The sequence below is a fragment of the Streptomyces klenkii genome, assembly GCF_003626645.1.
Taxonomy (GTDB): domain Bacteria; phylum Actinomycetota; class Actinomycetes; order Streptomycetales; family Streptomycetaceae; genus Streptomyces; species Streptomyces klenkii.
The window spans coordinates 71,263-96,507 of the sequence record NZ_RBAM01000013.1 but is presented as its reverse complement, the minus strand read 5'-3'; the positions used below and the strand labels follow the sequence as shown (position 1 = coordinate 96,507).

Genomic DNA, 25,245 nt, shown 5'->3' with positions numbered 1-25,245 from the left:
CGTACACCGAGCCGTACAGTGACGACTCTGGCGACCGACTACGCGTCGGGCGCGCTCAGCAAGGACACACCGGAGGAGTTCGAGCGGCTGCGGCTGCTCCAGGCGTGGGGCGATCCCGACACCCGCACCGTGCTGGGGAAGCTCGGGCTCGGCCGCGACTGGCGGTGCCTGGAGATCGGGGCGGGCGCCGGCTCCGTCGCGCGCTGGACCGCCGACCAGTGCCCGGACGGCTCCGTCCTCGCCGTCGACATGGACACCCGGTATCTGGCCGACACCGACCGCGCCAACCTCGAATGGCGCGCCGGCGACATCCGCGAGCTCGACTTCGCGCCCGGCTCGTTCGACCTGGTGCACTCGCGGTTCACCTTCTGCCACCTGCCCGAGCGCGAGGAACTGGTCGCCAGGGCCGTGCGGTGGCTCAAGCCCGGCGGCGGCCTGGCGCTCGGCGAGCCGCTGCTCATGCCCGCGGCGGGCTCGGTGCACGAGCCGGTCCGGCGCTTCTTCGGCGCCATGGAGACGAGCTGGACCGCCCAGGGCTCCGACATGCACCGGTGGGCGCAGACGCTCCCGTCCCAGCTGGCGCGCGCCGGCCTGCGCGACATCGAGGTCCTGACGCGGGCGAACTGCCTGGGCGAGCGTGGCCCCTACGGCGCGCTGGCCGCCGCCAACATCCGGCAGGAGGGCGCCTACCTGGTCGGCGCCGGCCTCCTGACGCAGGCCGACGTCGACGCGGTCATGGACCTGTGCGCGGATCCCGGATTCACCGACCTCCGCTCGCTCACGGTCTACGCGTGGGGGCGCAAGCCCGCCGGCGCAGAGGGCGGGTCGTGACGGATCCGAAGCCGGCGGCGGTCGCCCCCTGCCCCGAGGGGCAGGGGGCGGGACCGTCCCCGCTCTCCCCGCTCGCCTGGCGCGCGGTCCTCGGCTGCATCATCGCCGCCGCCATGACCGTCCTGGACCTGGCCATGACCAGCACCGTGCTGGGCAGCATCCAGGAGAGCATGGACGAGCCGCTCGCCAAGGGCGCCCTCGTGATCTCGGCCTACGCGACCGCCGAGCTCATCACCCTCTCGCTGAGCGCCTTCCTGACCCGCGTGTTCCCCGCCCGGACGTACCTCGTCCTGCTGGTGTGCCTGTTCGTGGGCGGCGCGCTGCTGTCCGCCTGCGCGTGGAGCTTCGAGAGCCTGCTCGTCGCGCGCGTCGTGCAGGGCGCGGCGAGCGGCGCGATCATGCCGTTCGCGTACTACGCGATCGTGGTGCTCCTGCCGGGCGACAAGCACCCGAAGGCGATCTCGGCGTTCTCGATCCTGGTCACCGGCTCGTACGTCCTCGCCCCCGTCCTGTGCATCACCCTGGGGGAGTGGACCGGCTGGCGCGCGCTGTACTGCGTGGCGGCGCCGGTGGGCGCGCTCGGGCTGTGGCTCGCCCTGCCCGGGCTGCGGCACATGCGCACGGAAGCCTCCCCGCTCGGGCGCAGGGTGAACGCCGTGGGCGCCGGGGCGGCCGTGGTGGGCCTGGCCTGCACCCAGTACGCACTGGACACCGGCCAGGAGCGCGGCTGGTTCTCCTCCGCCGTCGTGACCCTCACCGTGGGCGCGGCGATCGTCGCCGCCGTCCTGTTCGTGGTGACCGAGCTGCGCAGCCGCCACCCGCTCGTCGACCTGCGGTTGCTGCGGCTGCGGCCGTTCCTGGCCGGCTGCGTGTTCAACGTCGTCGGCGGCGTGGCCGTCTACTCCAGCTACGTCCTCATCCCCGTCTACCTGACCACGCTCGGCTTCTCCGCCGCCGGCATCGCCACCGTCTCGCTCTACGGCGGAACCGTCCAGCTCGTCATCGCGCTCGGCCTGCCGCTCTTCCTGCGCCGCATCGACACCTACCTCGTGTCGTGCACGGGCGCCCTCCTGTTCGCGACGGCCGCGCTGCTGCCCTTCCTCGCCGGCTCCTCCCCGCCGTACGTCCTGATCGTCATCGCGCTGATGTGCCGCGCCGTCGGCTCCGGCCTGCTGCTCGCCGCGCTCGGCCTGATGGCCACCCGCGCGCTGAGCGCCGATCAGGCGGCCTCCGGGTCGCTGCTGTTCAACATGGCGCGCAGCCTCGGCGGATCGGTCGGTGCCGCGGGTTGCGCGGCGTTCCTGACGATCCGGCAGGCGTACCATGCGCATGCGGCCGGCCTGCCGACCGCAGACGGCGCGGGCCGAAGCGTCCGGAGCCTGGCTCTCCACGACGTGTTCGCCGTGGCGTTCGCGATCCTCCTGCTGCTCGCGCTCTCCCTCGTGGCCGGCTATGCACTGCGCCGGCTCCGGGAGCGGCGCGCGGCCCCCCTCACCACCGATGGGTGATCTCCGTGTTCGCTGAAGACAACCGCGCCTTCCTCGCCGAGCAGTACGACGCCCGCCGCTCGCCGGAGCACGCGCTCGCGGCGCGGGCCGCCGACCAGCTCCTGCGCGACGCCGGCATGAAGGTCCCCATGCTGCCCTGCCACTTCCGCATCGCCCCGGCGGAGCACGCGGCCCTGGAGCGGGCCACCCGCCTGCTGGCCGACGCCCAGGACAAGGTGCTGGCCCACCTCTGCGCCACCCTGACCGCCGACGAGCTCGTGGCCATGTTCGATGTCCCGGCGGAGATGGCGGCCCACGTCGACTGGCAGGCCCTGCCCTCGTCCGGGCTGCGCATGCTGCGGGCCGACATCATCCCCACCGCCGACGGCTACTGGTTCTGCGAGCTCAACCACTTCTCCGGCGTCGGCGGGGGAGAGGCCTACCACGCGGCCCACCTGCACGCCGAGATCCTCGGCCGGCCGGTGACCGGCATCTCGCCGTTCCGGCAGCTCGCCCTCCAGTACGTGACGGAGTGCCGGCGCGCAGGGCTCACCCGCATCGTCGTCCTCGACACGCCGGGACACCGCGCCCAGGGCTACGGGCAGCACCTGATGCTCCAGCAGTACCTCCGCCTCCTGGCCCCCGACATCGAGCTCGCGTACCACGACGAGCTGACGTATCCCGTGCAGTGGCTGGAGCCCGGCGAGGCCGGCCGCACCCTGGTCCACCGGCTGGTCACGTTCGACGACACCACGGACAACGGCGCCTTCCTCGCCCGGCTGCGGGCCTGCGGAGCCGTGCTCTCCTGCATGTTCGAAGCGGAACTGAAAATGCACCGCCGCTGGTTCGCCCTCCTCTGCGACCCGGCCCACCACCACCTGCTCACCGCGGAGGAACGGGCGGCCATCGAGCAGTACGTGCCGCACACCGCCGTCGTCGGGCCCGGCGACGTCGACGCGATGGTCGCGGACAAGGACCGGCTGGTGTTCAAACGCAGCTACCTGTACGGCGGCAGGGGCGTCCTGGCCGGCGACCAGCACACCGCGGAGGAGCTGCGTGACCTGCTGACGCGGGATGCCGATGCCACCTGGTACGCGCAGCGGCGCGTCTACGCTTCGACGGTCGACCTTCCGGGGGAGGAAGGCTTTTCTGAGCCGTATCACCTGGTTTTGGGCATGTACCTCTACGGGGAGCGGGCGAGCGGCGTGGTCGTGCGCGGGGCCGTCGACTCGCCGGTGGTGAACGGTTCGCGGAGCGCGGGAATGTCGTGGGCGTTCGTGGTGTAGCCGAGGGTGCCGCTATCGGCGCGGCGAGCGCCGCCCCTTGGATGGTGAAGCGACCACGACATAGCCGACGGCCAGGGCGAGCCCCAGGAGCCCGATCCCGATGAAGCCGAGGATTTCGAGGACGCCGGCGCCGGCGGAGATCCCGCCGACGGAGCCCACGACGCCGGCCATCGTCCCGAGAATCCCCATGATGAGGGTCCGGTGATTGCCGAAGAGCACGTGGGCGACCGGCACCCGCCCGCCCCGGCGCGCCGGAGTGTTTCTCTGCTGCATTGATCCGCGCTGCATCGATCCGCGCCTCATTTCCAGTGCACCCGCCCGGGATCCTTCGGCGCCATGATCTTCGCATCAGGGCGCTCGGAGGCGTGCATGGCGGGGGTGTAGTAGAAGTCCAGACCGGTGGCGACGACACCGGCCGGGAATCCGAAGACCTTGCCGCCGAACTTGCCGGCCTTGTTCATCAGCGTGGGCTTACGGTGCAGCCCTCCGCCCCCGGAAGTCTCCATCAGCCACGCCTCCATGCCCGCCGCGTAAGCGGGCGTGCCGCCGATGAAGTACGTCTTCGCGCTCTCCCAGTCCCGCTTCTGAATGCTGTCGGCACTGTTCATCCAGGACCGGTAGCCGATGAACTCGGCTGCGGGCTTGAGCCAGGTGCTGCCGAACTTGCCGTCCGACGCGTGCTGCATCTTGTACGCGATCTCCTGGTCGGAGAGCAGCTTGAGCGAGATCTTCTTGTCGCTCTCCCGGCTTTGCTCCGTCCGCATCCGCCGTGCGTCCGCGAGGTCGGTAGGAGCGGTGGGGAGAAAGCCGCTGTCGTAGCTCTGCTTCATGCTGCGCAGCGCCCAGCTCAGTGTCTCGTCGGTCTCCCGGGCGTCTTCGAGGGCCTGGTGCGTCCGCTTCTCGTAGGCCCTGATGGCGGGCTCGTACGCCTTCCGGAGGTCCGCCAGGTCCTCCGGCTTCACCTTCGCGGTGTCCACGCGGACCGAGCCGTCGTCCGGGCTCAGGGACAGGTGCTCGTGCCCGGCCAGCTCCGTGGCGATCCCGTCGAGTTCCTTCTTCGCGGAACGGAACGACTCCAGGCAGCTGTTGAGGAAGTCGTGGACGCTGTGCGCCTCCTGCTCCGCGTTCGCGAGCTGGAACGACAGCCCCGTGATGGCCGTGGACGCGGCCTCCGCCGTTTCCCCCTGCCAGTCCGACTCCTGTAAGCCTTTGGCGACCTCGGTGCGGAAGGTCTCGCCCGCGTCGTGCACGCGCTTGGGCAGTTTCCCCCAGGCGCCCACCGCGGACGAGAGCTTCTCCAGATCCACGTGCCTGAGGTCCCTGTAGGTCAAGGACATGGTGCCGTCGTTCCCCTCAGATGATGTCGCCGGGCTTGTACGCGGAACGGGCCTTTTGCAGGTCTTGTTCCACCTTTTTGTCCGCGTGCCCGAACGAGTCCGCGGCCGCCCGCAGGGCTTTCGCGAGCCCTTCGCCGCCGATCTGCCCCGCCACGTAGGCGGCCCCCTTCTTCCAGGACTCCGCGAAGTCGCCGAACGCGCCGCTGGAGGCGAACCCCTTCAACGTCCCTGATACGTCGGACGTCTTCGACACCGCGTCCTTGTGCGCGTCCCGGAATTCCTTGGCGGCCTTGTCCTCCGCCGTGCCGGCCCGGTCCCGCAGCAGCGCGGCGGTCACGTGAAGCTTTCCCCGCCCTGCGTCGCCGCCCGCGCCATTGAGTCGCATGCGCGGGGCGTGCTCGGCCTTCGCTTCGGCGACGAGCTGCGACCATTCCTCTTCAAACGACATCTATACCCCCCGAGTGATAGATACGCTGACAAGCACGCTACCAGGGCCCTGCGGGCAGAAAGCGGGGCGTATGCGTCGCGGTACGGGAAGGCCCGTTAAGCGCCCGTCAAATCCGGGGCGGCGGCCGCGGGAGGTGGGAGGCCGGAGGTCGGGCGGGCGGCGGGGTCCCCCACACGAACGGGCAACGAGCGGCCGCTGACCACACCTTCGCAGGAGCGCGTCCCAACCCGGCAGGGACACATGCCCAGTTGGGGACGATTCTTCCCGCACGCCCCCCGAAACGGCACCAACTCCACCCAAGGCGGCAATCATCCACGATGGCACCGAAAGGGCGGGGAACCCCCCGTACCTACGTCAACAGTCATCTCTCGGAGGAGAACGTGACGTTCCTGAGGAACGCCGCTGCTGCCGCAGCGATCGCCATCACGGCGTTCGGCGGCTTCGCCGCACCCGCCGGCGCGGACCCGGTGCCCAACACCGCCGATGCCCAGGCGACCAGCACGGACGGGCAGAGCAAGACCAGCACCGCGGGGGTGACGTCGAGCGCGGCGAACACCCAGGTCCAGCGCGCATCCAGCTCCACCGAGCGTGAACTGGCCGCGACCTGCTGGAACGGCCGCACCGACGGCGGCCGCAACTTCTTCATGACGTGCAACGGCACCTCGTACCACGTGTACGTGGACTGCACGGACGGCCGCCACCTGTTCCCGGAGACCTTCTCGGGCCAGTGGGACTTCCGCCTGACCTGCCCCGCAGGCACCCGAGCCGTCTGGGGCGGCAGCTGGTAACACCCCACATCCCCTGGGCGGCCCCGACGGGGGCGCCCAGGGGATGGGCCGCGACGGCCGGGGTGCGGCTGGCCGGCGCTGGCGCCGGGGCGGCAGGGGAGTGCCGCTCGCCGACTCGGCGCCGCGGCTCGTGCGGGAGCAACGAAGCCCCTCTCCTGTCGACAGGAGAGGGGCGCGAGGTCACTTCTTCCGGCGCTTGCGGGGCGCGGGCACGATCGGCGTTTCGGTCTCGCGGGCGGCGGCGAAGAACGGCGCCATTACCTCTTCGTACTGCTTGAGGGATTCGGGACCGAGATCGATCTCGAGCCACTTGGGCACCTGGATCTCCTTGATCTCCGTAACCGGGGAACCGTCCTCGTCCACCTCCCCCGTCAGGTCCTCCATCTCCTCGGTCACCGTTACGGCGAACTTGACCGTGGTCAGCTCATCGGTCACCTCGGGGGCGAGGTCATCGAAGTCGATCCGCTGAACGAAAATCGTCGTCGTGATCGTCTGACCACCGACCTCGATCGTCTTCACGCCCTCTTCCACGTTGGGCTGACCCTTGTGGGATTCGTCTACCTCAATGAATTTGGTGCCCATGAATGGCGCCCTTTCTTTTGCTGGTGCTTGCGTAAAGTCTAGTGGAGTAAGGGCACTTGACGCCAATTCAGGTATGCGTGAGAACTGGACTACTGGAACGGGTAGTTACCGGTCACCGAATGGCAGATAAATGTCGCCTGACGGGCAAAAGGCAGATTTTCAGGCGTCTTTATCGAACGGCTGGAAGAAGCCCGGCTTCTTCGGAGACGGGCGCCGGCAGGCCGATGCGACGTGCCGTCGGCCTAGCGACGGGAAAGCAGGCGCCGGCGCACCATCACCAGAGGAACGGCACCGGCGAAGGCCACCGCGGTGGGTGCGGCGGCGGCCGCTTTGCCGATGCCCTTCTGATCGAAGGTGTCGGGGACGGGAAGCGTGTCCCAGCGGTCGAGGGGCCAGGCGACGACGATGGCGCGGCCCACCACGTCGTCCACGGGGACGAAGCCCTTGTCGTCCTCGTCCCGGTGGTAGCGGGAGTCCTGCGAGTCCTGCCGGTGGTCGCCCATCACCCACAGCCGGTCCTTGGGCACCGTGACCTTGAAGTGGGCATCCGGGTTTGTGCTGCACGGAACGTTGCCCGGGAAGACGTAGGGCTCGTCCAGCGGCTTGCCGTTGACCGTCAGCGGACCGGCGCCCTTGCACTCGACGGTGTCGCCGGCGACGCCCACGACCCGCTTGATGAGGTCCTTCTCGTTGGCGGACGGCATCAGCCCGACGAAGCCCAGCACCTTCTGCACCACGCCGGGCTCGGGCGTCGGCTGGTCCTTCATCCAGTGACCGGGGTCGTGGAAGACGACGACCTCCCCGCGCTCGGGCTTGGACCCGAACCACGGCGTCAGTTTGTCGACCAGGACCCGGTCGCCCGGTTGCAGGGTGTCCTGCATGGACTCCGAGGGGATCGAGAACGCCTGCAACAGGAACGTCTTGATCAGCAGCGCCAGCACCAGCGCGACCACGATGAGCAGGGGCAGCTCCTTCCAGAACGGCCGCCGCGCCCTGGCGGCCTTCACCCGCTTCCGCTCACCAGGACCACCCTGCTCCGACCGCACACCAACCCCCACGCCCCCACATGCACTCCACGTTCCGGCGATATCACCCTATGCGAAGAGGCGTGACAACCCCGCGGCGGCTCAGCGCGCCGCCTCGGCCTCCCGGGTGGTCTTGGTCCAGCCCGTCTGCCCGCGCACCATGCGGAACAGGGCGCTCCAGGCGCAGAGGAACGACATGTAGTTCATGACGACGAAGGAGTGCCCGAGCATCAGGGCCCGTGGCAGGCCCACGGCCTTGTCCCGGCGCAGATACGTCCAGGAGGTGATGAGCGCGGGAGCGAAGGTGAGCAGGTACCAGGCGGCCAGGTTGGCGGGCCACTTCAGCCAGGTGGCGTTGAGGGCGGTGGTGCGCCGGCCGCGCAGGACCAGGACGTTGGGGCTGCGGATGAACCAGATCAGGCAGTACTGGAAGAGGATCGACCACGGCAGGTCCAGCACCCAGGGAACCAGCAGGTAGGAGAACATCTCCAGTGCGGCCAGGTGCCGCATCCGGGGCGCCCGCCATATCTCGCCCATCCGTCCGATCGACGTCATATGGCCCTGGTACCAGCGGGTCCGCTGCCGGACGAGCCGCCGCAGATCGCTGACGCCCTGCTGGTCCACGGAGGCGTGGGCGGTGGTCCGCAGCCGCCAGCCGCGCACGGCGAGGCTGATGGCCAGGTCCAGGTCCTCGGTCAGCGATCGCGACCAGGGGCGTTCACCCAGGCCGTCCAGAGCGCAGAGCCGGGTGAACTGCCCGTTGCCGCCGAGGCTGACGGTCGAGGTGAGGTTGCGGCCGAACTGGGTGACCGCGGCCATCGCCCAGAACTGGTAGTCCTGGAACCAGGTCAGGAAGTTCCCGCGGCGGTTGCGGATGCGCACACCGAGTTGCACGCCGCCGACGCGGGGGTCGTCGAAGAGCGGCAGGACGTGGCTCAGGGCCCGGTCCGAGAGCCGGCCGTCCGCGTCCATCACGCAGACGATCGCCTCGCGGGGGTCCTGGCCGTGCGCCGCGACGCTCTCCCGGATCCGCCGGATTCCGTGGTTGAGGGCCTCGCCCTTGCCCTGCCGGGCGTTCGGCGGCTCCCGGCGCAGCACGACCACCTCGCCCGGCCGCCCCGCCGCCCGTGCCTCTTCGCCCGCCCGCTCGGCCTCCCGCCCGGTGGCGTCGTCCGAGCCGTCGTCGATGACGATGACCGTGGTGCGCGGGCCGAGCAGCCCGGTGACCGTGGTGCCGATCACGGACTCCTCGTTGAGGCAGGGGATGAGGGCGTACAGATGGCGGTGGTCGCGGCGGCCGAGGTGCGGGCTGCCGTACGCCGTGTCGCCCTGGACGCGCAGCGCGGCCTTCTGGCGGCGCAGCTCGAAGAGCCCCGCACTCATGGCGAGGGCGAGATAGCCCGCGGACATGCCGATGACTGCATAGCCGATCGTGTCGACGGCCTTGAGCAGCTTGCGTCTCACTGACGGACCTCCCGCTTCCGGCGTCTCCATGAGGGCGGCCCCACCGGAATGACGGGGGCCGGATACGGGCGGGCGGGCACCACTGGATGGTCGGTTCCTCGTTCCGGGGCCGGTTCCGCCCCTTCCCGTCCGGTCAGGCGACGCTGTATCTCCCGTCCCAGGACGAAACCCACGGGCAGCACCGCCGCACCGATGGTCGCCAGCAAAGCTCCGCGACCGGGCGCCGCACCTCCCCCGACACGGGCCGCCGCCATGCCGCCGACCAGCGGCCAGGTGAATCCCGTGTACATAGTGCGGAGGCACCTCCGGGCAGCAATGAGCGCATCTTGTGTGCAAGGGGGGAGGAGAGCCCGACCACTCTTGCTCAGGAAATGGCCGGTGACCAGACCCCACCGCGGCTTGAACGGTGCGGCGGGAGGTGGTTTCGCGCCAACCCGGATACATCCGGCTACCCATCCCTTCAGAGATATCAAGGATTTCCCGTCCAGTGATTATGGACACTGCCCGGATCCGGCCAACCATGCCGAATCGGGCCCGTTGCACGGAGCGCGCACCGGGAGTTAGTTTCATCGGCGGACCGCGCTCCAATACCTGGAGCAGTAGGTATCTCTTTCAACTTCCCCGCGCCTTCACGCGATCTTCCGCACTGTTCAGCGATGGTAATCCCGTGCGCCGCCATTCTTTTTTCTTGCGCCATCTTGACGGCAGCCCCATTCCCTGCGCCACGGACGGAGAGCAAGGAACGTTGAACGACAGTAAACGCATTGCCATTGTCGTGGGCACCCGTCCCGAGGCCGTCAAACTTGCTCCGGTCGTGCAGGAGCTGAATCGGCAGAGCTGGGCGGAGCCGGTCCTCGTCGCCACCGGCCAGCACGGCGAGGTGGTCCGGGAGACCCTCTCCTGCTTCGGGCTGCGCGCGCAGGTGGAGCTGACGGCACCACCCGGCGCGGTTTCGGTCTCCGAGCTGACGGCCGGGCTGCTGAGCAGGCTGGGGGAGAGGCTGCGCGCGCCCGCGGCCGACGCGGTCGTCGTCCAGGGCGACACCGCCTCCGCCCTGGCCGGGGCCATGGCCGGGTTCTACTCCTCGGTCCCCGTGGTGCATGTGGAGGCGGGGCTGCGCTCCGGGGACCTGCGCAACCCGTTCCCCGAGGAGGCGAACCGCCGCATGATCGCCGAGGTGAGCGATCTGCACCTGGCGCCCACCCGTGCCGCCCACCGGAATCTGGTCGCCGAAGGGGTGGCGGCCGAGCGGATCCTGGTGACCGGCAACACCGTGATCGACGCGGTAGTCGCCGCGAGCCGCCGCCCGCCCGCCGCCGGCGATCCGCTTCCGCATCGAATCGCGAATTCCGCTCCGCTGGTCCTGGTGACCGCGCACCGCCGGGAGAACTGGGGAGCCCCCATCCGGCGCGTCGGCCGGGCAGTGGCGAGTCTCAGCCACCAATACCCGGAAATCACCTTCGTGGTGGCGGCGCACATGAACCCTTCGGTCCGTACCGCGATCGAGGAATCCTTGCACGGCCGCCCCAATGTGCAGCTGCCGGGCCCCATTCCGTACGACGCCTTCGCGCGGCTGCTCGCCCGCTCCGTTCTGGTCATCACGGACTCGGGCGGAATCCAGGAGGAGGCCGCGGCGTTCGGCATTCCGGTTCTGGTGACCCGTGACAACACCGAGCGAACCGAAGGAATCGATTCCGGTCTCGCCCGGCTCGTCGGTACCCAGGAACCGGAGATCGTGGCGGCGGCGGAAAAGGAATTCGTGCGCGAGGGCGCGCTGTCGGGGACGGTGAAGGGTCCGTACCCGCGGCGCAATCCCTACGGCGACGGAGAGGCGGCCCGGCGCTGCGCGGCAGCCTGCGGCTGGCTTCTCGGCCGCTCTCCCAGGCCGTCCGACATCCCGGGGGAGCGGTGATGACGACCCCGGCAGCGCGGCCCGCGGTGGCGCTCGCGGGCAAGGCGCGGCGGGGAGCGCGGAAGGCAATGCTCCGGCGGCGGCCGGCAAGGGCACGACCCGCGGATCGCCTTCGGCGGCCAGGTTCCACCACCACTGAGCGCCCCAGTCCTCACACCAGAGACAGGAGCACCAACTCATGGCAACCACAACCAGCACCGGAACCGGCCCGCAACCCGCGGGCCTGGCCGAAGGCGCCATCGCCACGGTGGCGGGCAACGGCGTGGCCGGGTTCATCTCCGACGGCGGACCGGGCGCGCTGACCAGGGTCTACAACCCCACCGACGTGACCGTGGACAAGAACGGCAACCTCTACATCGCCGACCAGGCCAACCACCGCATCCGCAAGGTCACGCCCAACGGCATCATCACCACCATCGCCGGCGACGGCACCGCCGGATACATCTCCGACGGCGGACCCGCTGTCGCCACCCGCCTCTACAACCCCAGCAGCGTGGCGGTCGACGACGCGGGCAATCTCTACATCGCTGACACCAGCAACCACCGCATCCGCAAGGTCACGCCCAACGGCATCATCACCACCGTCGCGGGCAACGGCACCGCCGGATACATCTCCGACGGCGGACCCGCCATCGCCACGCCGCTCAACTCCCCGTACGGGGTGGCTGTGGACCGCAGCGGAAATCTGTACATCGCCGACTACGGCAACCACCGCATCCGCAAGGTCACCCCCAACGGCAACATCACCACCATCGCGGGCAACGGCACCGCCGGCTACGTCTCCGACGGCGGACCGGCCATCGCGACCCGGCTCCAATACCCGATCGGTGTGGCCGTGGATGCCGCCGACAACCTCTACATCGCCGACCGGCACAACCACCGCATCCGCAAGGTCACGCCCAACGGCATCATCACCACCGTCGCGGGCAACGGCACCGCCGGCTACGTCTCCGACGGCGGACCGGCCCTCGGCACCCGGCTCCACTACCCCTGGGGGGTGGCGCTGGACGAGGCCGGCAACCTGTACATCGGGGACGGCCACAACCACCGGATCCGTAAGGTCACTTCGGACGGCATCATCACCACCATCGCGGGCAACGGCACCGCCGGATACGTGGACGACGGCGGTCCCGCCGCGGGCACGCGCCTCTACTACCCCTACGGAATCGCACTGGACCGGGCCGGCAACCTGTACATCGCCGACCAGAGCAACCAGCGGGTCCGCGGCGTCACGGGCGTGGCCCAGATGACCCCGCCGCTCCCGCCGGCCGCCGACCTGTACGGAGAGGTCGTCAGCCCGTACCGGGTGCAGCGCGGCCAGGAGTTCGACCTCGGTGCGCGGATCAGGAGCCGCGGTCCGAACACGGCCGACGGCCAGCACGTGACCGTGGTGCTCACCCTGGCCGACGGCCTCGTCGGCGGCCCCGGCACCACGGGACGACGGCTCACCCGCACCTTCACCGGACAGCAACTCATTCCGTACCAGGGGAGCCTGGACGGCGTCTTCCGGGTGATCGCCCCGGACACCACGCCCGCGGGCACGTACGAGTCCACGCTGGAGATCCAGTACGGCGGGGACCTGAACCTCAAGGACAACACGTACGCCCTGCCCGTCACGGTCGTCGTGCCCTCCCCCGTCGCGGACGAGACGGCACTGACGATCTATCAGGACACGATTCCCGACGTCGCCCCGGGCCAGCGGTCCACCTTCATCATGCGCTACACCTCACCGGCCGGGCAGCCGGTCAACCCCGGCACCATCGTCCAGCGCTTCACCGCCCCGACGGCCTTCACCTTCGCCGGACAGCCCACGTACGCGTACTACGAGGCCCTCGACGGCATCGTCACCGGAAACCTCGACTACCGGATCGAGGACGACGGCCGGACCCTGATCATCACCGCCAACCCGCACGTCAACACCACCCCCAGCGACAGCGGCTCGGTGATCTACACGATTCCCGTCCAGGCCCGCATCAACGCGCTGCCCGGGCAGTACGACAACGGCTCGGCCAGCATCGGCCGGCACACCCCGGTCCAGATCTCCGGCAAGATCACCAGCAAGGCCCAGGACGAAACCGCGCTGCGCGTGGTGCAGGCGTCGGTACCCGCGGCGGCACCGGGCCAGATCTCCAAGTTCAACTTGGAGTTGCGCTCGTTCGACAACCAGCCGGTCAACCCCGGCACCATCGAACAGCGCATCACCGCACCCACCGGTTTCGAGTTCACCGGCGCCGCCTCCTACGGCTACTACAACACCAAGCCGTACGTCACGGGGAACCTCGACACCCGCCTCGAGGACAACGGCAAGACGCTCGTCATCCACTCCAACCCGCACCTGAACACCGGCACCACGGACAAGACCTCTCTGATCCACACGATCGTGGTCAGGGCACTGCCGGGCGCGACATCGGGCACCCAGTCCACCGACGGCCGGGCCGTCATCGGCCGCCTCGCACCCGTGCCGCTGACCGGTCGCATCCTGTGACCGGTGTGAACAGCGGGCACGAAGGTTCGTAAGACAGCGCACAGGGTCCCGTCCGGCCCGCCCGGCCGGACGGGACCCGTGTGCTGCGGCGCATCCATCATCCGGCGAAAAGGGGCTCCATGGACGTGACAACGACGAAGGACGCAATCGCGGAACCGACAACGCCGCTGTCCGGGAGCGTCATCACCACGGTGGCGGGAAACGGCACCCCCGGGTTCGGCGGCGACGGCGGGCCCGCCACCGCGGCCGGTCTTCGGTGTCCCTATGGCGTGGCGCTCGATGCTGCCGGCAACCTCTACATCGCCGACTATCAGAACCACCGGGTGCGGAAGGTGGGCCCGGACGGCATCATCACCACGGTGGCCGGTGACGGGTCCAAGGGCTACGGCGGTGACGGCGGGCCCGCGACCGAGGCGAGCCTCAAAGATCCGGCCGGTGTGGCACTGGACGGTCAGGGCAACCTCTACATCGCGGACCGCTCCAATCAGCGGGTACGGAAGGTGGGCCCGGACGGCGTCATCGTCACGGTCGCCGGCGACGGCACCGCCGCGTTCGGTGGCGACGGAGGGCCCGCGACCGCCGCCTCGCTGAACTTCCCGCACGCCATGGTGGCCGACGGCGCCGGCACCCTCTACATCGCCGACGACTACAACCACCGGGTGCGGAAGGTGGGCCCGGACGGCACCATCACCACGGTCGCCGGCGACGGTTCCGACGGCTTCAGCGGTGACGGAGGCCCCGCTACTGCTGCCTCGCTGCACTTCCCCCACGCCGTGGCGGTCGACGGCGCCGGCAACCTCTACATCGCGGACCGGTACAACTACCGGGTGCGGAGGGTGGGTCCGGACGGCATCATCACCACGGTCGCCGGTAACGGCACCATCGGCTTCGGCGGCGACGGGGGCCCTGCCACCGCAGCCGCCCTCAACCTGCCCCAATGCGTGGTGGTCGACGGCGCCGGCAATCTCTACATCACCGATTACGGCAATGAGCGGGTGCGGAGGGTGGGCCCGGACGGCATCATCACCACGGTGGCCGGTGACGGGTCCAAGGGCTACGGCGGTGACGGCGGGCCCGCTCCTCTGGCCGCGCTGGATCAACCCCTTGGAATCGCGCTGGGCGACGCCGGCGAGCTGTACATCGGCGACTTCGGCAACCACCGGGTACGGAAGGTGTGCGGCGGGGCACCGCGAAACGGGTCTTCCCACTCGCGATAGCCCCGCGCAGGATGGCGGACTCCGCTTCTCTAGAAGAAACCGAGCTTCTTCGGGGAGTAGCTCACCAGCAAGTTCTTGGTCTGCTGGTAGTGGTCCAGCATCATTTTGTGGGTTTCGCGGCCTATTCCTGATTGTTTGTAGCCGCCGAAGGCGGCGTGGGCCGGGTAGGCGTGGTAGCAGTTGGTCCAGACGCGGCCTGCTTGGATGGCGCGGCCGGCTCGGTAGGCCGTGGTGCCGTTGCGGGTCCAGACGCCGGCGCCCAGGCCGTAGAGGGTGTCGTTGGCGAGGGTGATGGCGTCGTCGAAGTCGGTGAAGGGGGTTACCGCTACGACCGGGCCGAAGATTTCCTCTTGGAAGACGCGCATGTCGTTGCGGCCTTCGAGGATCGTGGGCTGGACGTAGTAGCCGCCGGCCAGTTCGCCGCCCGGGTCGGCGCGGTGGCCGCCGGTGAGGGTGCGGGCGCCTTCCTGGCGGCTTATGTCCAGGTAGGAGAGGATCTTTTCCAGCTGGTCGTTGGAGGCCTGGGCGCCGATCATCGTTGCGGTGTCCAGGGGGTGGCCCGGGACGATCGCCTCGGTGCGGGCCGTCGCCGCTTCCAGGAAGGCCGCGTAGTGGCCGCGCTGGATCAGGGCACGCGACGGGCACGTGCAGACCTCGCCCTGGTTGAGGGCGAACATGGTGAAGCCTTCGAGGGCCTTGTCCAGGAAGTCGTCGTCCGCCGCGGAGACGTCGTCGAAGAAGATGTTCGGGCTCTTGCCACCGAGTTCGAGCGTGACCGGCTTCAGGTTCTCCGACGCGTACTGCATGATCAGGCGGCCCGTCGTCGTCTCCCCGGTGAACGCGATCTTGGCCACGCGGGGGCTCGTCGCCAGCGGTTTGCCCGCCTCCGCGCCGAAGCCGTTCACGATGTTCACCACGCCCGGCGGGAGGAGGTCCGCCACCAGGTCCATCCACACGTGGATCGACGCCGGGGTCTGTTCCGCGGGCTTGAGCACGACCGCGTTGCCCGCCGCCAGGGCCGGGGCCAGTTTCCACGTCGCCATCAGGATCGGGAAGTTCCACGGGATGATCTGGGCCACCACGCCCAGCGGCTCGTGGAAGTGGTACGCGACCGTGTCCGCGTCGATCTCCGACAGGCCGCCCTCCTGGGCGCGGATCGCGCCCGCGAAGTAGCGGAAGTGGTCGATCGCGAGCGGGATGTCGGCGGCCAGGGTCTCGCGGACCGGCTTGCCGTTCTCCCAGGACTCGGCGACCGCGAGCGCCTCCAGGTGCTGCTCCATGCGGTCGGCGACGCGGTTCAGGACGGCGGCCCGCTCGGCCACGGGGGTGCGGCCCCACGCCGGGGCCGCCGCGTGCGCCGCGTCCAGGGCGCGCTCGACGTCCTCGGCGGTGCCCCGGGCGATCTCGGTGAACGGCTGCCCGTTCACCGGCGTCGGGTTCTCGAAGTAGCCGCCCTGCTTGGGCGGTACGTACTCGCCGCCGATCCAGTGGTCGTAGCGCGGGCGGTACGAGACCACCGCGTCGGGGGAGCCGGGGCTGGCGTAGCGAGGCATGGGACGGCCTTCCCTTCCGGGTTTCCAGGCTTCCGGGGTTCCGGGAGTCAGGGATTCGGGGATCCGGTTCACTGCCGTCCGTTTGCGGCGCGGACGGCGACCGGCAGGACGCTAGGGCCGGGGACGTTGCGCGAACGTTGCCTCAGCCCGTACGCCCGCCGCTCCACCCCGTACGCCCGCCTCGTACATCTCCCGTAACCTCCGCGCCTCCGCCGCCACCCCTCCCCGCTGCGGCGCACTCACCGGCAGCGCCGCCAGGAGCCGCTCCCACACCTCCAGGTCCTCCTCGCCCCACGCACTGTCCGCCCACAGCTGGAGCGCCCAAGCGTCCCCGCAGCTCAGCACCGCCCGCCGCAGCCGCCCCTCCAGCACCCGCCGCATCCGGCACACCTCCGGCGCCTCGGAGGTGGGCAGCAGCGGCCCGTCGTACGTGCGGAGCGCCCCGCGCACGTCGCCCGCCGCCAGCTCCCGCTCCACCCGCGCGACGTCCGTGGCGACGGGCGCGCACAGCCGGTACGGGCGCGAGCCGAGCAGCGGCCCCACCAGCCGCCGCAGCCGCGACAGCTCGGCGCGCAGCGTCACCGGCGGCACCGGGCGCTCCCCGTACAGCGCCGTCGCGAGCTGATCCCCGGTCAGCCCTTCGGGGTGGGCGGCCAGCAGCACGAGGATCTCGCTGTGCCGCCGGCCCAGGTGGATCCGGCGGCCGTCCGCCGTCGCCAGGACCGCCTCGTCGCGGCCGAGGGCCGACAGCAGCGGTCCCGGCCCGGCGCCGGCCGCCAGTCTCGCCTCGGCCGCCAGCGCCGTCGCCCGCACCAGCGCCAGGCTGTGCGGGGCGGCCAGCTGGTCGCCGCCGGTGAGGTCGACCGCGCCCAGCAGCCGCCCGGTCCGCGGGTCGTGGACGGGCGCCGCCGCGCACGTCCACGGCTGGACCGCGCGGTTGTAGTGCTCGGTGGCGAAGATCTGCACGGCGTGGTCGAGGGCGAGCGCCGTACCGGGCGCGTTCGTGCCCGCGTGCCGCTCGTCCCAGCGGGCACCGGCGACGAAGTTCATGGCCTCGGCCCGGCTCCGGGCTCCCCGGTGCCCCTCGACCCACAGCATCCGGCCGTACGCGTCGCAGACCGCGAGCAGGTGCGCCCCGTCGTCGGCGACCGTGCCGAGCAGCTCCCTGAAGAGCGGCATCACCGACGCCAGCGGATGCGCCCGCCGGTACTCCTCCAGCTCCGCGCCGTCCAGCTCGACCGGCGCCAGGAAGTCGGCCGCGGGCAGCGCGGCCGCCGACCGCCGCCACGAGCCGGCGACCACCGTGCGGACGCCCGCGCCCACCGTGCCCCCGGTCACGAACTCCTCGTGCGCGCCGCGGACCGCACGGCTCCGCTCAGCCGGGTCGTCGGCGGAGCTCATCGCCAGCCAGGGGTCGGGGTTGGCCACCTGATTCCCTCCTCAACGTGCGTACGTGCAGTTACGGGTCTTGCGGTGCGGGCCGCCCCGCCACGACGCTTCCCTTACCCATCGCACACGAACGGAAGAGACGAAGAAACAGTCATGCAGAAAGCGCAGAAAGTCCTGCTCGACATCCTCGAGCGCACCGCCGCCGCGTACGTCACCACCTTCCTCGGTCTCCTCCTCGCCGACGGGTTCGACCTCACCGACGTGTCCGCCCTCAAGGCCGCGGCCATCGCCGCCCTCCCCGCCGCCCTCTCGGTGATCAAGGGCGCGATAGGCAGCCGCTTCGGCGACAAGGGCAGCGCGGCCTGGCTCCCGGACGGCCGCCGCAGCCGTAGCCGAAGCGGTGGAGGCACGAGTGGTGGTCCGAGTAGTGGCACGAGTGGACGTACGACCGGAAGCTGATCGTTCACACGGGGTGTGAAGCGCGCACCCGCGATCGCCCCCGCGCACACGCTCCCGCGCCCGCCGGCGCCGCGCTTGACTCGGTCGTGCGAGTCCCAATGGAGCGACGGGACCCCGGGCCGTCGGTCCTTCCCCCGAGCCGGCGGCCCACCCGCCTCGTACCGCCGGGCGGACGGTACGGGGCGGGCCCGTGCGCCCGTGCGGGGGGTTCGTACGGGCGTCATTGCGCACCCCGCCGTCGCGCCGCGCGGCGCGGGTGCAACGATGTCCACGTCATGAGAGCAGGGCCGCAGCCGGAACAGGTACCGCGAGCGCTGCGAGCCGCGGTGTTCGCAGCGGTCTGTGTGCTGCTCGCTGCCCTGGGCCACGCGCTCATGTCCGGAACGACGGTCCCGTGGTGGGCCGTCGCCGTCGCGCTGTGCGGCACGGGCAGCGGAGCGTGGTTCCTCGCGGGGCGCGAGCGCGGGCCGCTGCTGATCACGCTCGCCACCGTCGGCGCCCAGACGGGCCTGCACTTCTTCTTCGCACTCGCGCAGAACGTCGTCGTGAACACCGCCCGGGCGGCCCGGCTGGGGCTGGATCCGGGCATGCCCGTGGATCACGGTGCCGCGTCACCCATGGGTGACATGGCCTCCATGGGCGACATGGCTCCCCACTCCATGGACATGAGCCAGTCGATGCCCTCCATGAGCGATATGGCGGGCATGGGTGGCATGGATGGCATGAGCGGTATGGACGGCATGGCAGGCATGGCCGGCCACTCCATGTCCATGCACGCCGGCCACGGCGCGCTCGGCATGTGGTCCGCGCACGTCCTCGTCGCCGTCATCTGCGGCATGTGGCTCGCCGGCGGCGAACAGGCCGCCTTCCGGCTCGCCCGCACCGTCCGCGGCCGGCTTCTCGCCCCGCTCCTCGTCCTCGTCGGCGCCGTGCCCGCGCCCCCCGGGCCGCCGCGCATCCGCGCCGACCGGAGCCGCGCCGCGCAGCGCCTGCGGCAGCTGCTGTACGCGCATGTCCTCTCCCGACGTGGTCCGCCGGCCCGCGTCGCCGTCAGCTGACTGACGGCGACCTCCAGCGCCGCATCACGTCACCGGGCCCGTCCCGCTCCTCGGGCTGCCCGGATTCCAGGAAGGACACAGGGCGATGACCCCTGCCCGTACGGGGGACGTGCCACGCCGGCACGCCGTCCCCGCAACCCCCTCACGCCACGTCGAACCGCGCCGCGAGCAGTCTCAGCCGGCGCGCCCGTTCGCCCCACGCACAGCACTCTCCGCAGCCCCGCAGGTGCGCGTCGAGGGCCGCGCCGGTCATCCCCGGCGGCAGGTCCTCGCCGTCGACGCGGGCGGACAGGGCGGTACGAAATTCACTGCAATGCACCCCGCCATCGTCTCCGGTGCCGCTTTTGCCCCGTGCATCACCCCCCGCTCTCCCCGCACCGTCCGTGGGGGAGGCCGCCGTGCGTGACGACGAGACGGTGACCGCCTGGGCGCTCGCCGCGCGCAGCGGTGACGCCGACGCCATCGAGTGCTTCATCCGGGCCACGCAGAACGACGTGCGGCGCTACGTCGCACGGCTCAGCAACGACCCGCAGGGCGCGGACGACCTCGTCCAGGAGACGTACCTGCGGGCCCTGCGCTCGCTGCCCCGCTTCGAGGGCCGCGCGTCGGCCCGTACGTGGCTGCTGACGATCGCCCGCCGCACGGTGGTCGACCGGCTGCGCTTCAACGCGGCGCGGCCGCGCGTCTCGGACACCGACGACTGGCAGTCGGCGGCCGAGCGCGCCCAGACGGCGCAGCTGCCCGGCTTCGACGAGGGCGTGGCGCTGTCGCAGCTGCTGGACCGGCTGCCGTACGAGCGCCGCGAGGCGTTCGTGCTCACCCAGATGCTGGGTCTGCCCTACGCGGAGGCGGCCGTCGTCGCGGGCTGTCCCGTCGGCACGGTGCGGTCGCGCGTCGCGCGGGCCCGCGAGTCGCTGATCTGCCAGCTGGAGACGGCGGAGCGGGACGCGGTCCGCATGCCGGTCGCGGCGTAGTAGGCCCTTCCGGCGGAGGGTGCGGAGCGGACGCTCTGCTTGCGCAGGCCGTTTCCTTCCGCCGGACGGCATAGGGGCGGCCGGGCACATGCCCGGCCGCCCCTGTCTCAGCGGCTGCCCGCCCGTACGACCTCCGCCTCCACCCGTACCGTCCCCGCTTCCCGGAACCGCAGGACGACGGGCAGCCGGTCGCCGGGCTTCAGCCGGGGCGGGGCCCACACCATGACGTCCAGGCCGTGCGGGGTCATCTCCAGCGTGCGGCCGGCCGGCAGGGGAGCGGACTGCACCATCTCCATGTGGCCCGCGCCCTTCCGCACCACGGTGCGGCTGAGCATCGCGCCCCCGGCCGTGGGCGCTTCGACGCCGATGAGCTCGTCGTCGACGTCACCGGTGTTCCGTACGCGGAAGAAGGCGGCGGTGTCGTCCCGGCCGAGCGGCACCAGGACCCGTGCCTCCTCGACCTTGACGGCCGGCGGCCGGGGCGCCGCGCCCGAGGCCGTCCAGGCGCAGAGCCCGCCGAGGGCCACGGCCCCCGCGACGACCGGCACGAGCGCGGCGCGCCCGGCGGACACGAGGGCGGAGGGAACCGAGAGCTTCATGCGTCACCTCGCGAGGCCAGGGCGGCGGCCGTGCGCCGGCCGTGAGAACCATGAGAACCGTGCGAGCCGGGTGCCGCGCCGCCGCGCCGCGGGCCCCTGCCCGCCGCCGCCCGCGAGGGCACCGGCTGCCAGCCGCGCAGCCGCAGGCTGTTGGCGACGACCAGCACCGAGCTGACGGACATCGCCGCCGCCGCGACCATCGGGCTGAGCAGGCCCACCGCCGCCAGTGGCAGCGTGACCAGGTTGTAGCCGAACGCCCATGCGAGGTTGGCCCGTACCGTGGCGGACGTCCGCCGGGCCAGCCGGACGGCGTCGGCCAGGGCGCCCATGTCCTCGCGGACCAGCGTCACGTCCGCGGCGCCGATGGCCGCGTCCGTGCCGCCGCCCATCGCGATGCCGAGGTCCGCGCCGGCGAGTGCGGCCGTGTCGTTGACGCCGTCGCCGATGACGGCGACGCGGCGGCCCTGTTCGCGCAGCTCGCGGACGAGCGCGGCCTTGTCCTCGGGCGTGGCCCGCGCGTGCACCTCGGTGATGCCGAGTTCGGCGGCGACGGCCCGCGCCGCGCCCTCGCTGTCGCCCGTCGCGAGGACGGGCCGCAGACCGAGCCGCTTGAGGTGGTCGACGGCGCGGTACGAGCCGGAGCGGACGGTGTCGCCGAGGACGATCACGGCCTCGGGCGTGCCGTCCACGCGGACGACGACCGCGGTACGGCCGTCGCGCCCGGCGGCTTCCACGGCGTCGGCGAGCACCTGGGGGAGACGGTCGCCCGACGGGACGGCCTGACCCTTTCGCCCCTTCTGTTCGTTCTTCTTGGACTTTCGGGCCGCCGGTGCCTGCGCGGCGGATGCCTGTGCGGCGGGGGAGGCGTCCGGCCGTACGACCTCGACGAGCCGCTCCCCGACGCGCCCCGCGACACCCCGGCCGGGCGTGGCGTCGAAGCCGGTGACGTCCGGAAGGACGGGCAGGTCCGGAGTGTCTGCCGTGACCCCGTCCGCCCCCGTCTCCCGCCCGGCCGCATACGCGCACACCGCGCGCCCCACCGGGTGCTCCGAGCCGCGTTCGACCGCCGCGGCCAGCCGCAGTGCCGCCTCCGCGCCGAGGCCGTCCGGGCGGGCCGTCACGTCCGTGACCGTCATCGAACCCGTCGTCAGCGTGCCCGTCTTGTCCAGGACGACCGTGTCCACGCGGCGCAGCCCCTCCAGCGCCTGCGGCCCGCTGACCAGGATGCCCAGGCCCGCGCCGCGGCCCGTGGCCGCCAGCAGGGCCGTGGGCGTGGCCAGCCCGAGCGCGCACGGGCAGGCGACCACGAGGACCGCCACCGCGGCCGTGACGGCCGCCTGCGGCGAGGCGCCCGCGCCCAGCCAGAAGCCGAGCACCGTCACGGCGACGGCCAGCACCGCCGGTACGAAGACGCCGGCGACGGCGTCGGCCACGCGCTGCGCCTTCGCCTTGCCCGCCTGCGCCTCCTCCACCAGCTTCGCGATCCGGGCGAGCCGGGTGTCCGCGCCGACCGCCTCGGCCCGCACCTCCAGCAGACCGCCGGAGTTGACGGCGCCGCCCACGACGGACGACCCCGGACCGGCCTCCACGGGCGCGCTCTCGCCGGTCACCAGAGACAGGTCCAGGGCCGAACTGCCCGCGACGACGACGCCGTCGGTCGCGACGCGCTCGCCCGGCCGGACGACGAAGCGGTCGCCGACCCGCAGCTCCTCGATGGGCACCCGGCGCTCCGTGCCGTCCGCGCCCCGCACGAGCACGTCCTTCGCGGCGAGGGAGGCGAGGGCGCGCAGCGCCGAACCCGTGCTGTGCCGGGCCCGCGCCTCCAGCAGCCTGCCGATCAGCACGAACAGCGGGACGCCCACGACCGCTTCGAGGTACACGTCCGCCGTGCCGCCCGCCATCGACGGCACCAGCGTGAACGGCATCCGCATGTCGGGCCGCCCCGCGCCGCCGAAGAACAGGGCGTACGCGGACCAGGAGTAGGAGGCGAGCACCCCGAGCGAGACGAGCGTGTCCATGGTCGCGGCCGAGTGCCGCAGACCGCGCAGCGCCCGCTCGTGGAAGGGCCACGCGCCCCACACGGCGACCGGCGTCGCGAGCACGAAGCACAGCCACTGCCAGTTGCGGAACTGCAAGCCGGGGGCCATGGACAGGACGAGTACGGGGACGGAGAGCAGCGCCGTGATCAGCAGCCGGGTGAGCGCGCCGGTGGCTGCCTCGGCATCCCCGTCCTTGCCGCCCTTCCCGTCCTTGCCGCCTTGCGACCCCGGACCGGGCTGCGGCTCGGGCAGCGCGGCGGTGAAGCCGGCGCCCTCGACGACCGCCATCAGCTCGGCCGCGGTGACCTCGGCGGGGTGGGAGACGCGGGCCCGGCCGGTGGCCAGGTTGACGGTCGCGCTCACGCCGTCCACCCTGCCCAGCTTCTTCTCCACCCGCGCGACGCACGCGGCGCAGGTCATGCCGCCGACGATCAGCTCGGTCGTCGCTGTCGCGGTGCTGCTGCCAGCGCCCGTGCCCGTGCCCGTACTCGTACTCACCGTCCACCACCCATGCCGTGCATCCCGTCCATGCCGCCCATGCCGCCCGTCCCGCCACCGGAACCATGCCCGGAACCGGAACCGGAACCGCCGCCGGTGCGGTGTATGCCGGGGGCGGCCGGCCCGGCGGCCGTGCCGACCGCGTACGAGACGCCGAAGAGGGCTGCCAGGAGCAGGGCGAAACCGGCCAGGGTTCCGTACGGACTGAGGGGGCGACGAACGGTCATCCGGGCATCGTGGCACGCTGCGCGGCCCGTTCGGCCGCTCATGACCGGCTCGCGGCGCGTGAGGATTGTCCCTTCTGTCCGCGGGAACCGGAGGCCGTCCGCGGCCGACTACCTGGGGATACGGAACCCGCCGGAACTCGCCCGAACCGGCCGGTTCCCGGCCGGGAACCGGCCCGCATCCCGTACGACCTTATGAACTTTCGCCGGACCCGCGGGAACTCACCCCGTCGCCCGTCCGACTTCTCAGGGGTCCACGACTTCGCGAGGAGCCCTTCACCGTGTCCCTGCCCGAGCCGTCCGAGGCCTCTGAGGCGTCCGAGCCTTCCGTGCTGCCCGACCCGGTCCCCCTCTACGGGCCGGAGTACAAGCGGAACCCCTACCCGCTGTACGCGCGCATGCGGGAGGCCGGCCCGATCCACCGGGTCCTCTTCCCCAGCGGGGTCACCGCCTGGCTCGTCACCGGGCACGAGGCCGCCCAGAAGACCCTCGCCGACCCCCGGCTGGGCAAGAACCACGACCGCGGCAACGACCGCTGGCGCGAGCGCGCCTCGATCATGCCCGAGCCGCAGCACTCGCAGCTCCAGGTGCACCTGCTCCACCAGGACCCGCCCAAGCACACCACGATGCGGCGCCTGGTGACGGACGCCTTCGCGCCGCGGCGCGTCGAGGGGATGCGGGCGCGCTTCCAGGAGATGGCCGACGCGCTCGTCGACGCGATGCCGGCGGACGCGGACTCCGCCGACCTCGTGCGGTGCTTCGCCGCCCGCTTCCCCTTCCAGGTCCTCGCCGAGGTCATCGGCCTGCCGCCGCACCTCGCCGCCCGCTTCCGCCGCGAGTGGGGCAAGGTCGTGGCGCCCGTCGGGCCCGCGGACCCCGGGCGGCCCGCCTACGAGGCGCTGCTCCGCGAACTCCAGGGCTACATCGCCGAGGTCGTCGCCGACCGCCGCGGCGCGCCCGGCGACGGGCTGCTCAGCCGGCTGGTCGCCGCCCGTGACGGCGGCGAACTGACCCGGGAGGAGCTGGACTCCATGATCTTCCAGCTGCTGGTGGCCGGCCAGGAGCCCGTCACCAACCAGATCACCACCGCGATGGTGGCCCTGCTCCGCCACCCCGAGGCACTGGCCCGGCTGCGGGCCGAGCCCGGGCTCATGCCCGCCGCCGTCGAGGAACTGATGCGCCTCGACAGCGCCTTCGAGCTGACGACCTGGCGGTTCCTCGCCGAGGACGCGGACCTGCACGGCACGCGGGTGCCCGCCGGCGACTCCGTGATCGTCTCCCTGTGCGCCGCCAACCGCGACCCCGAGCGCTTCCCCGACCCCGACACCCTCGACCTGGACCGGGCCCAGGGCCCGCACCTCGCCTTCGGCCACGGCGTCCACTTCTGCCCCGGCGCGGCCCTCGCCCGGATCGAACTCCAGGTGGCCGTCGGAACGTTGCTGGCCCGCCTGCCGGGCCTGCGGCTCGCCGTGCCCGAGGAGGAGCTGTCCTGGATCCCCGCCGTCCTCGGCCGCGGCACCGCCGAGCTGCCGGTCGCCTTCGACCGGCCCGCCGCGTCCGTCTGCCCGCGCGGTCGGGGGTGAGCGCGCG

Annotated in this window: 23 protein-coding genes; 11 read left to right on the top strand and 12 right to left on the bottom strand. The window is 71.7% G+C overall.

Annotation, left to right across the window (positions count from 1 at the left end):
- Positions 1-18: 18 nt before the first annotated feature.
- Genes D7231_RS27265 through D7231_RS27255 form a run of 3 tightly spaced genes read left to right on the top strand, consistent with a single transcriptional unit; the run spans position 19 to position 3,604 of the window.
- Complete coding sequence (locus tag D7231_RS27265; protein WP_158673823.1) at positions 19-831, top strand: class I SAM-dependent methyltransferase; 813 nt, start codon at positions 19-21, stop codon at positions 829-831.
- Positions 828-2,339 carry an MFS transporter gene (locus D7231_RS27260; protein ID WP_120758212.1) on the top strand — a complete coding sequence of 504 codons (1,512 nt, stop codon included), beginning with the start codon at positions 828-830 and terminating at the stop codon, positions 2,337-2,339. Before D7231_RS27265 ends, D7231_RS27260 begins: the two co-directional genes overlap by 4 nt.
- Before the next feature lie 5 nt (positions 2,340-2,344).
- Complete coding sequence (locus D7231_RS27255; RefSeq protein WP_147449809.1) at positions 2,345-3,604, top strand: hypothetical protein; 1,260 nt, start codon at positions 2,345-2,347, stop codon at positions 3,602-3,604.
- Positions 3,605-3,616: 12 nt separating this feature from the next.
- Here the strand turns inward: D7231_RS27255 and D7231_RS27250 are convergent, their stop codons facing one another.
- From D7231_RS27250 to D7231_RS27240, 3 genes are read right to left on the bottom strand one after another with little or no spacing between them, the layout of a single operon-like run.
- Positions 3,617-3,877: a hypothetical protein gene (locus tag D7231_RS27250; RefSeq protein ID WP_147449808.1), complete on the bottom strand. Its 261-nt coding sequence runs from the start codon at positions 3,875-3,877 to the stop codon at positions 3,617-3,619.
- 26 nt (positions 3,878-3,903) lie between these two features.
- On the bottom strand, positions 3,904-4,911 hold the full coding sequence (locus D7231_RS27245) for a hypothetical protein (RefSeq protein ID WP_147449807.1): 1,008 nt from the start codon (positions 4,909-4,911) through the stop codon (positions 3,904-3,906).
- Between the two features lie 46 nt (positions 4,912-4,957).
- Positions 4,958-5,389 (bottom strand): hypothetical protein, encoded by a 432-nt coding sequence (locus D7231_RS27240; protein WP_147449806.1) that lies wholly within the window; start codon positions 5,387-5,389, stop codon positions 4,958-4,960.
- 380 nt (positions 5,390-5,769) lie between these two features.
- Here D7231_RS27240 and D7231_RS27235 point away from each other — a divergent pair, with 380 nt between their 5' ends.
- Entirely contained in the window at positions 5,770-6,177 is a 408-nt protein-coding gene (locus D7231_RS27235; RefSeq protein WP_120758207.1) for a hypothetical protein, read from the top strand.
- A gap of 180 nt (positions 6,178-6,357) precedes the next feature.
- Here D7231_RS27235 and D7231_RS27230 read toward each other — a convergent pair whose 3' ends face one another.
- From D7231_RS27230 to D7231_RS27220, 3 genes are all read right to left on the bottom strand, one after another.
- Complete coding sequence (locus D7231_RS27230) at positions 6,358-6,759, bottom strand: hypothetical protein (RefSeq protein ID WP_120758206.1); 402 nt, start codon at positions 6,757-6,759, stop codon at positions 6,358-6,360.
- 242 nt (positions 6,760-7,001) lie between these two features.
- Complete coding sequence (gene lepB, locus D7231_RS27225; protein ID WP_120758205.1) at positions 7,002-7,805, bottom strand: signal peptidase I; 804 nt, start codon at positions 7,803-7,805, stop codon at positions 7,002-7,004.
- An 81-nt stretch (positions 7,806-7,886) separates the two neighbouring features.
- Positions 7,887-9,248: a glycosyltransferase gene (locus D7231_RS27220; RefSeq protein WP_120758204.1), complete on the bottom strand. Its 1,362-nt coding sequence runs from the start codon at positions 9,246-9,248 to the stop codon at positions 7,887-7,889.
- Between the two features lie 493 nt (positions 9,249-9,741).
- Here D7231_RS27220 and wecB point away from each other — a divergent pair, with 493 nt between their 5' ends.
- From wecB to D7231_RS27205, 3 genes are all read left to right on the top strand, one after another.
- Complete coding sequence (gene wecB / locus D7231_RS27215) at positions 9,742-11,160, top strand: non-hydrolyzing UDP-N-acetylglucosamine 2-epimerase (RefSeq protein ID WP_228775602.1); 1,419 nt, start codon at positions 9,742-9,744, stop codon at positions 11,158-11,160.
- A gap of 178 nt (positions 11,161-11,338) precedes the next feature.
- Positions 11,339-13,645: an NHL repeat-containing protein gene (locus D7231_RS27210; protein ID WP_120758203.1), complete on the top strand. Its 2,307-nt coding sequence runs from the start codon at positions 11,339-11,341 to the stop codon at positions 13,643-13,645.
- A 119-nt stretch (positions 13,646-13,764) separates the two neighbouring features.
- Positions 13,765-14,862 (top strand): NHL repeat-containing protein, encoded by a 1,098-nt coding sequence (locus D7231_RS27205; protein ID WP_120758202.1) that lies wholly within the window; start codon positions 13,765-13,767, stop codon positions 14,860-14,862.
- Between the two features lie 29 nt (positions 14,863-14,891).
- On the opposite strand, the gene exaC is transcribed toward D7231_RS27205, so the two are convergent.
- Together exaC and D7231_RS27195 are read right to left on the bottom strand one after the other, a co-directional pair.
- Positions 14,892-16,415 (bottom strand): acetaldehyde dehydrogenase ExaC, encoded by a 1,524-nt coding sequence (exaC, locus tag D7231_RS27200; RefSeq protein ID WP_120758201.1) that lies wholly within the window; start codon positions 16,413-16,415, stop codon positions 14,892-14,894.
- A 111-nt stretch (positions 16,416-16,526) separates the two neighbouring features.
- A complete protein-coding gene (locus tag D7231_RS27195; RefSeq protein ID WP_120758323.1) occupies positions 16,527-17,816 on the bottom strand; it encodes a helix-turn-helix domain-containing protein in 1,290 nt (429 codons plus the stop codon).
- A gap of 141 nt (positions 17,817-17,957) precedes the next feature.
- On the opposite strand from D7231_RS27195, the gene D7231_RS27190 reads away from it, so the two are divergent.
- Positions 17,958-18,263 (top strand): holin, encoded by a 306-nt coding sequence (locus D7231_RS27190; RefSeq protein ID WP_120758200.1) that lies wholly within the window; start codon positions 17,958-17,960, stop codon positions 18,261-18,263.
- A gap of 374 nt (positions 18,264-18,637) precedes the next feature.
- The gene (locus D7231_RS27185; protein WP_147449805.1) at positions 18,638-19,321 is read left to right on the top strand and encodes a hypothetical protein; all 684 of its coding nucleotides are present in this window, start codon (positions 18,638-18,640) and stop codon (positions 19,319-19,321) included.
- A 142-nt stretch (positions 19,322-19,463) separates the two neighbouring features.
- On the opposite strand, the gene D7231_RS27180 is transcribed toward D7231_RS27185, so the two are convergent.
- Positions 19,464-19,640, bottom strand: coding sequence for a zf-HC2 domain-containing protein (locus D7231_RS27180; RefSeq protein WP_120758198.1), 177 nt, complete (start codon positions 19,638-19,640; stop codon positions 19,464-19,466).
- A 79-nt stretch (positions 19,641-19,719) separates the two neighbouring features.
- Between D7231_RS27180 and D7231_RS27175 the strand changes: the two genes are divergently transcribed.
- Positions 19,720-20,295 carry a sigma-70 family RNA polymerase sigma factor gene (locus D7231_RS27175; RefSeq protein ID WP_194962792.1) on the top strand — a complete coding sequence of 192 codons (576 nt, stop codon included), beginning with the start codon at positions 19,720-19,722 and terminating at the stop codon, positions 20,293-20,295.
- 107 nt (positions 20,296-20,402) lie between these two features.
- On the opposite strand, the gene D7231_RS27170 is transcribed toward D7231_RS27175, so the two are convergent.
- The 3 genes from D7231_RS27170 to D7231_RS27160 form a co-directional block, all read right to left on the bottom strand.
- On the bottom strand, positions 20,403-20,894 hold the full coding sequence (locus tag D7231_RS27170) for a copper chaperone PCu(A)C (protein ID WP_120758196.1): 492 nt from the start codon (positions 20,892-20,894) through the stop codon (positions 20,403-20,405).
- Positions 20,891-23,353 (bottom strand): heavy metal translocating P-type ATPase, encoded by a 2,463-nt coding sequence (locus D7231_RS27165; RefSeq protein ID WP_120758322.1) that lies wholly within the window; start codon positions 23,351-23,353, stop codon positions 20,891-20,893. Before D7231_RS27165 ends, D7231_RS27170 begins: the two co-directional genes overlap by 4 nt.
- 74 nt (positions 23,354-23,427) lie before the next feature.
- Entirely contained in the window at positions 23,428-23,658 is a 231-nt protein-coding gene (locus tag D7231_RS27160; protein ID WP_120758195.1) for a hypothetical protein, read from the bottom strand.
- 284 nt (positions 23,659-23,942) lie between these two features.
- Between D7231_RS27160 and D7231_RS27155 the strand changes: the two genes are divergently transcribed.
- The gene (locus tag D7231_RS27155; RefSeq protein WP_120758321.1) at positions 23,943-25,238 is read left to right on the top strand and encodes a cytochrome P450 family protein; all 1,296 of its coding nucleotides are present in this window, start codon (positions 23,943-23,945) and stop codon (positions 25,236-25,238) included.
- Positions 25,239-25,245 lie beyond the last annotated feature (7 nt).

Excerpts from the sequence above, each read along its gene's own strand:
- D7231_RS27250 (WP_147449808.1), bottom strand. The coding sequence starts at position 3,877 with ATGCAGCAGAGAAACACTCCGGCGCGCCGGGGCGGGCGGGTGCCGGTC.
- D7231_RS27240 (WP_147449806.1), bottom strand. The coding sequence starts at position 5,389 with ATGTCGTTTGAAGAGGAATGGTCGCAGCTCGTCGCCGAAGCGAAGGCC.
- D7231_RS27230 (WP_120758206.1), bottom strand. The coding sequence starts at position 6,759 with ATGGGCACCAAATTCATTGAGGTAGACGAATCCCACAAGGGTCAGCCC.
- wecB (WP_228775602.1), top strand. The coding sequence starts at position 9,742 with ATGGACACTGCCCGGATCCGGCCAACCATGCCGAATCGGGCCCGTTGC.
- D7231_RS27210 (WP_120758203.1), top strand. The coding sequence starts at position 11,339 with ATGGCAACCACAACCAGCACCGGAACCGGCCCGCAACCCGCGGGCCTG.
- D7231_RS27205 (WP_120758202.1), top strand. The coding sequence starts at position 13,765 with ATGGACGTGACAACGACGAAGGACGCAATCGCGGAACCGACAACGCCG.
- exaC (WP_120758201.1), bottom strand. The coding sequence starts at position 16,415 with ATGCCTCGCTACGCCAGCCCCGGCTCCCCCGACGCGGTGGTCTCGTAC.
- D7231_RS27195 (WP_120758323.1), bottom strand. The coding sequence starts at position 17,816 with ATGAGCTCCGCCGACGACCCGGCTGAGCGGAGCCGTGCGGTCCGCGGC.
- D7231_RS27190 (WP_120758200.1), top strand. The coding sequence starts at position 17,958 with ATGCAGAAAGCGCAGAAAGTCCTGCTCGACATCCTCGAGCGCACCGCC.
- D7231_RS27185 (WP_147449805.1), top strand. The coding sequence starts at position 18,638 with ATGTCCGGAACGACGGTCCCGTGGTGGGCCGTCGCCGTCGCGCTGTGC.
- D7231_RS27170 (WP_120758196.1), bottom strand. The coding sequence starts at position 20,894 with ATGAAGCTCTCGGTTCCCTCCGCCCTCGTGTCCGCCGGGCGCGCCGCG.
- D7231_RS27165 (WP_120758322.1), bottom strand. The coding sequence starts at position 23,353 with ATGACCTGCGCCGCGTGCGTCGCGCGGGTGGAGAAGAAGCTGGGCAGG.
- D7231_RS27160 (WP_120758195.1), bottom strand. The coding sequence starts at position 23,658 with ATGACCGTTCGTCGCCCCCTCAGTCCGTACGGAACCCTGGCCGGTTTC.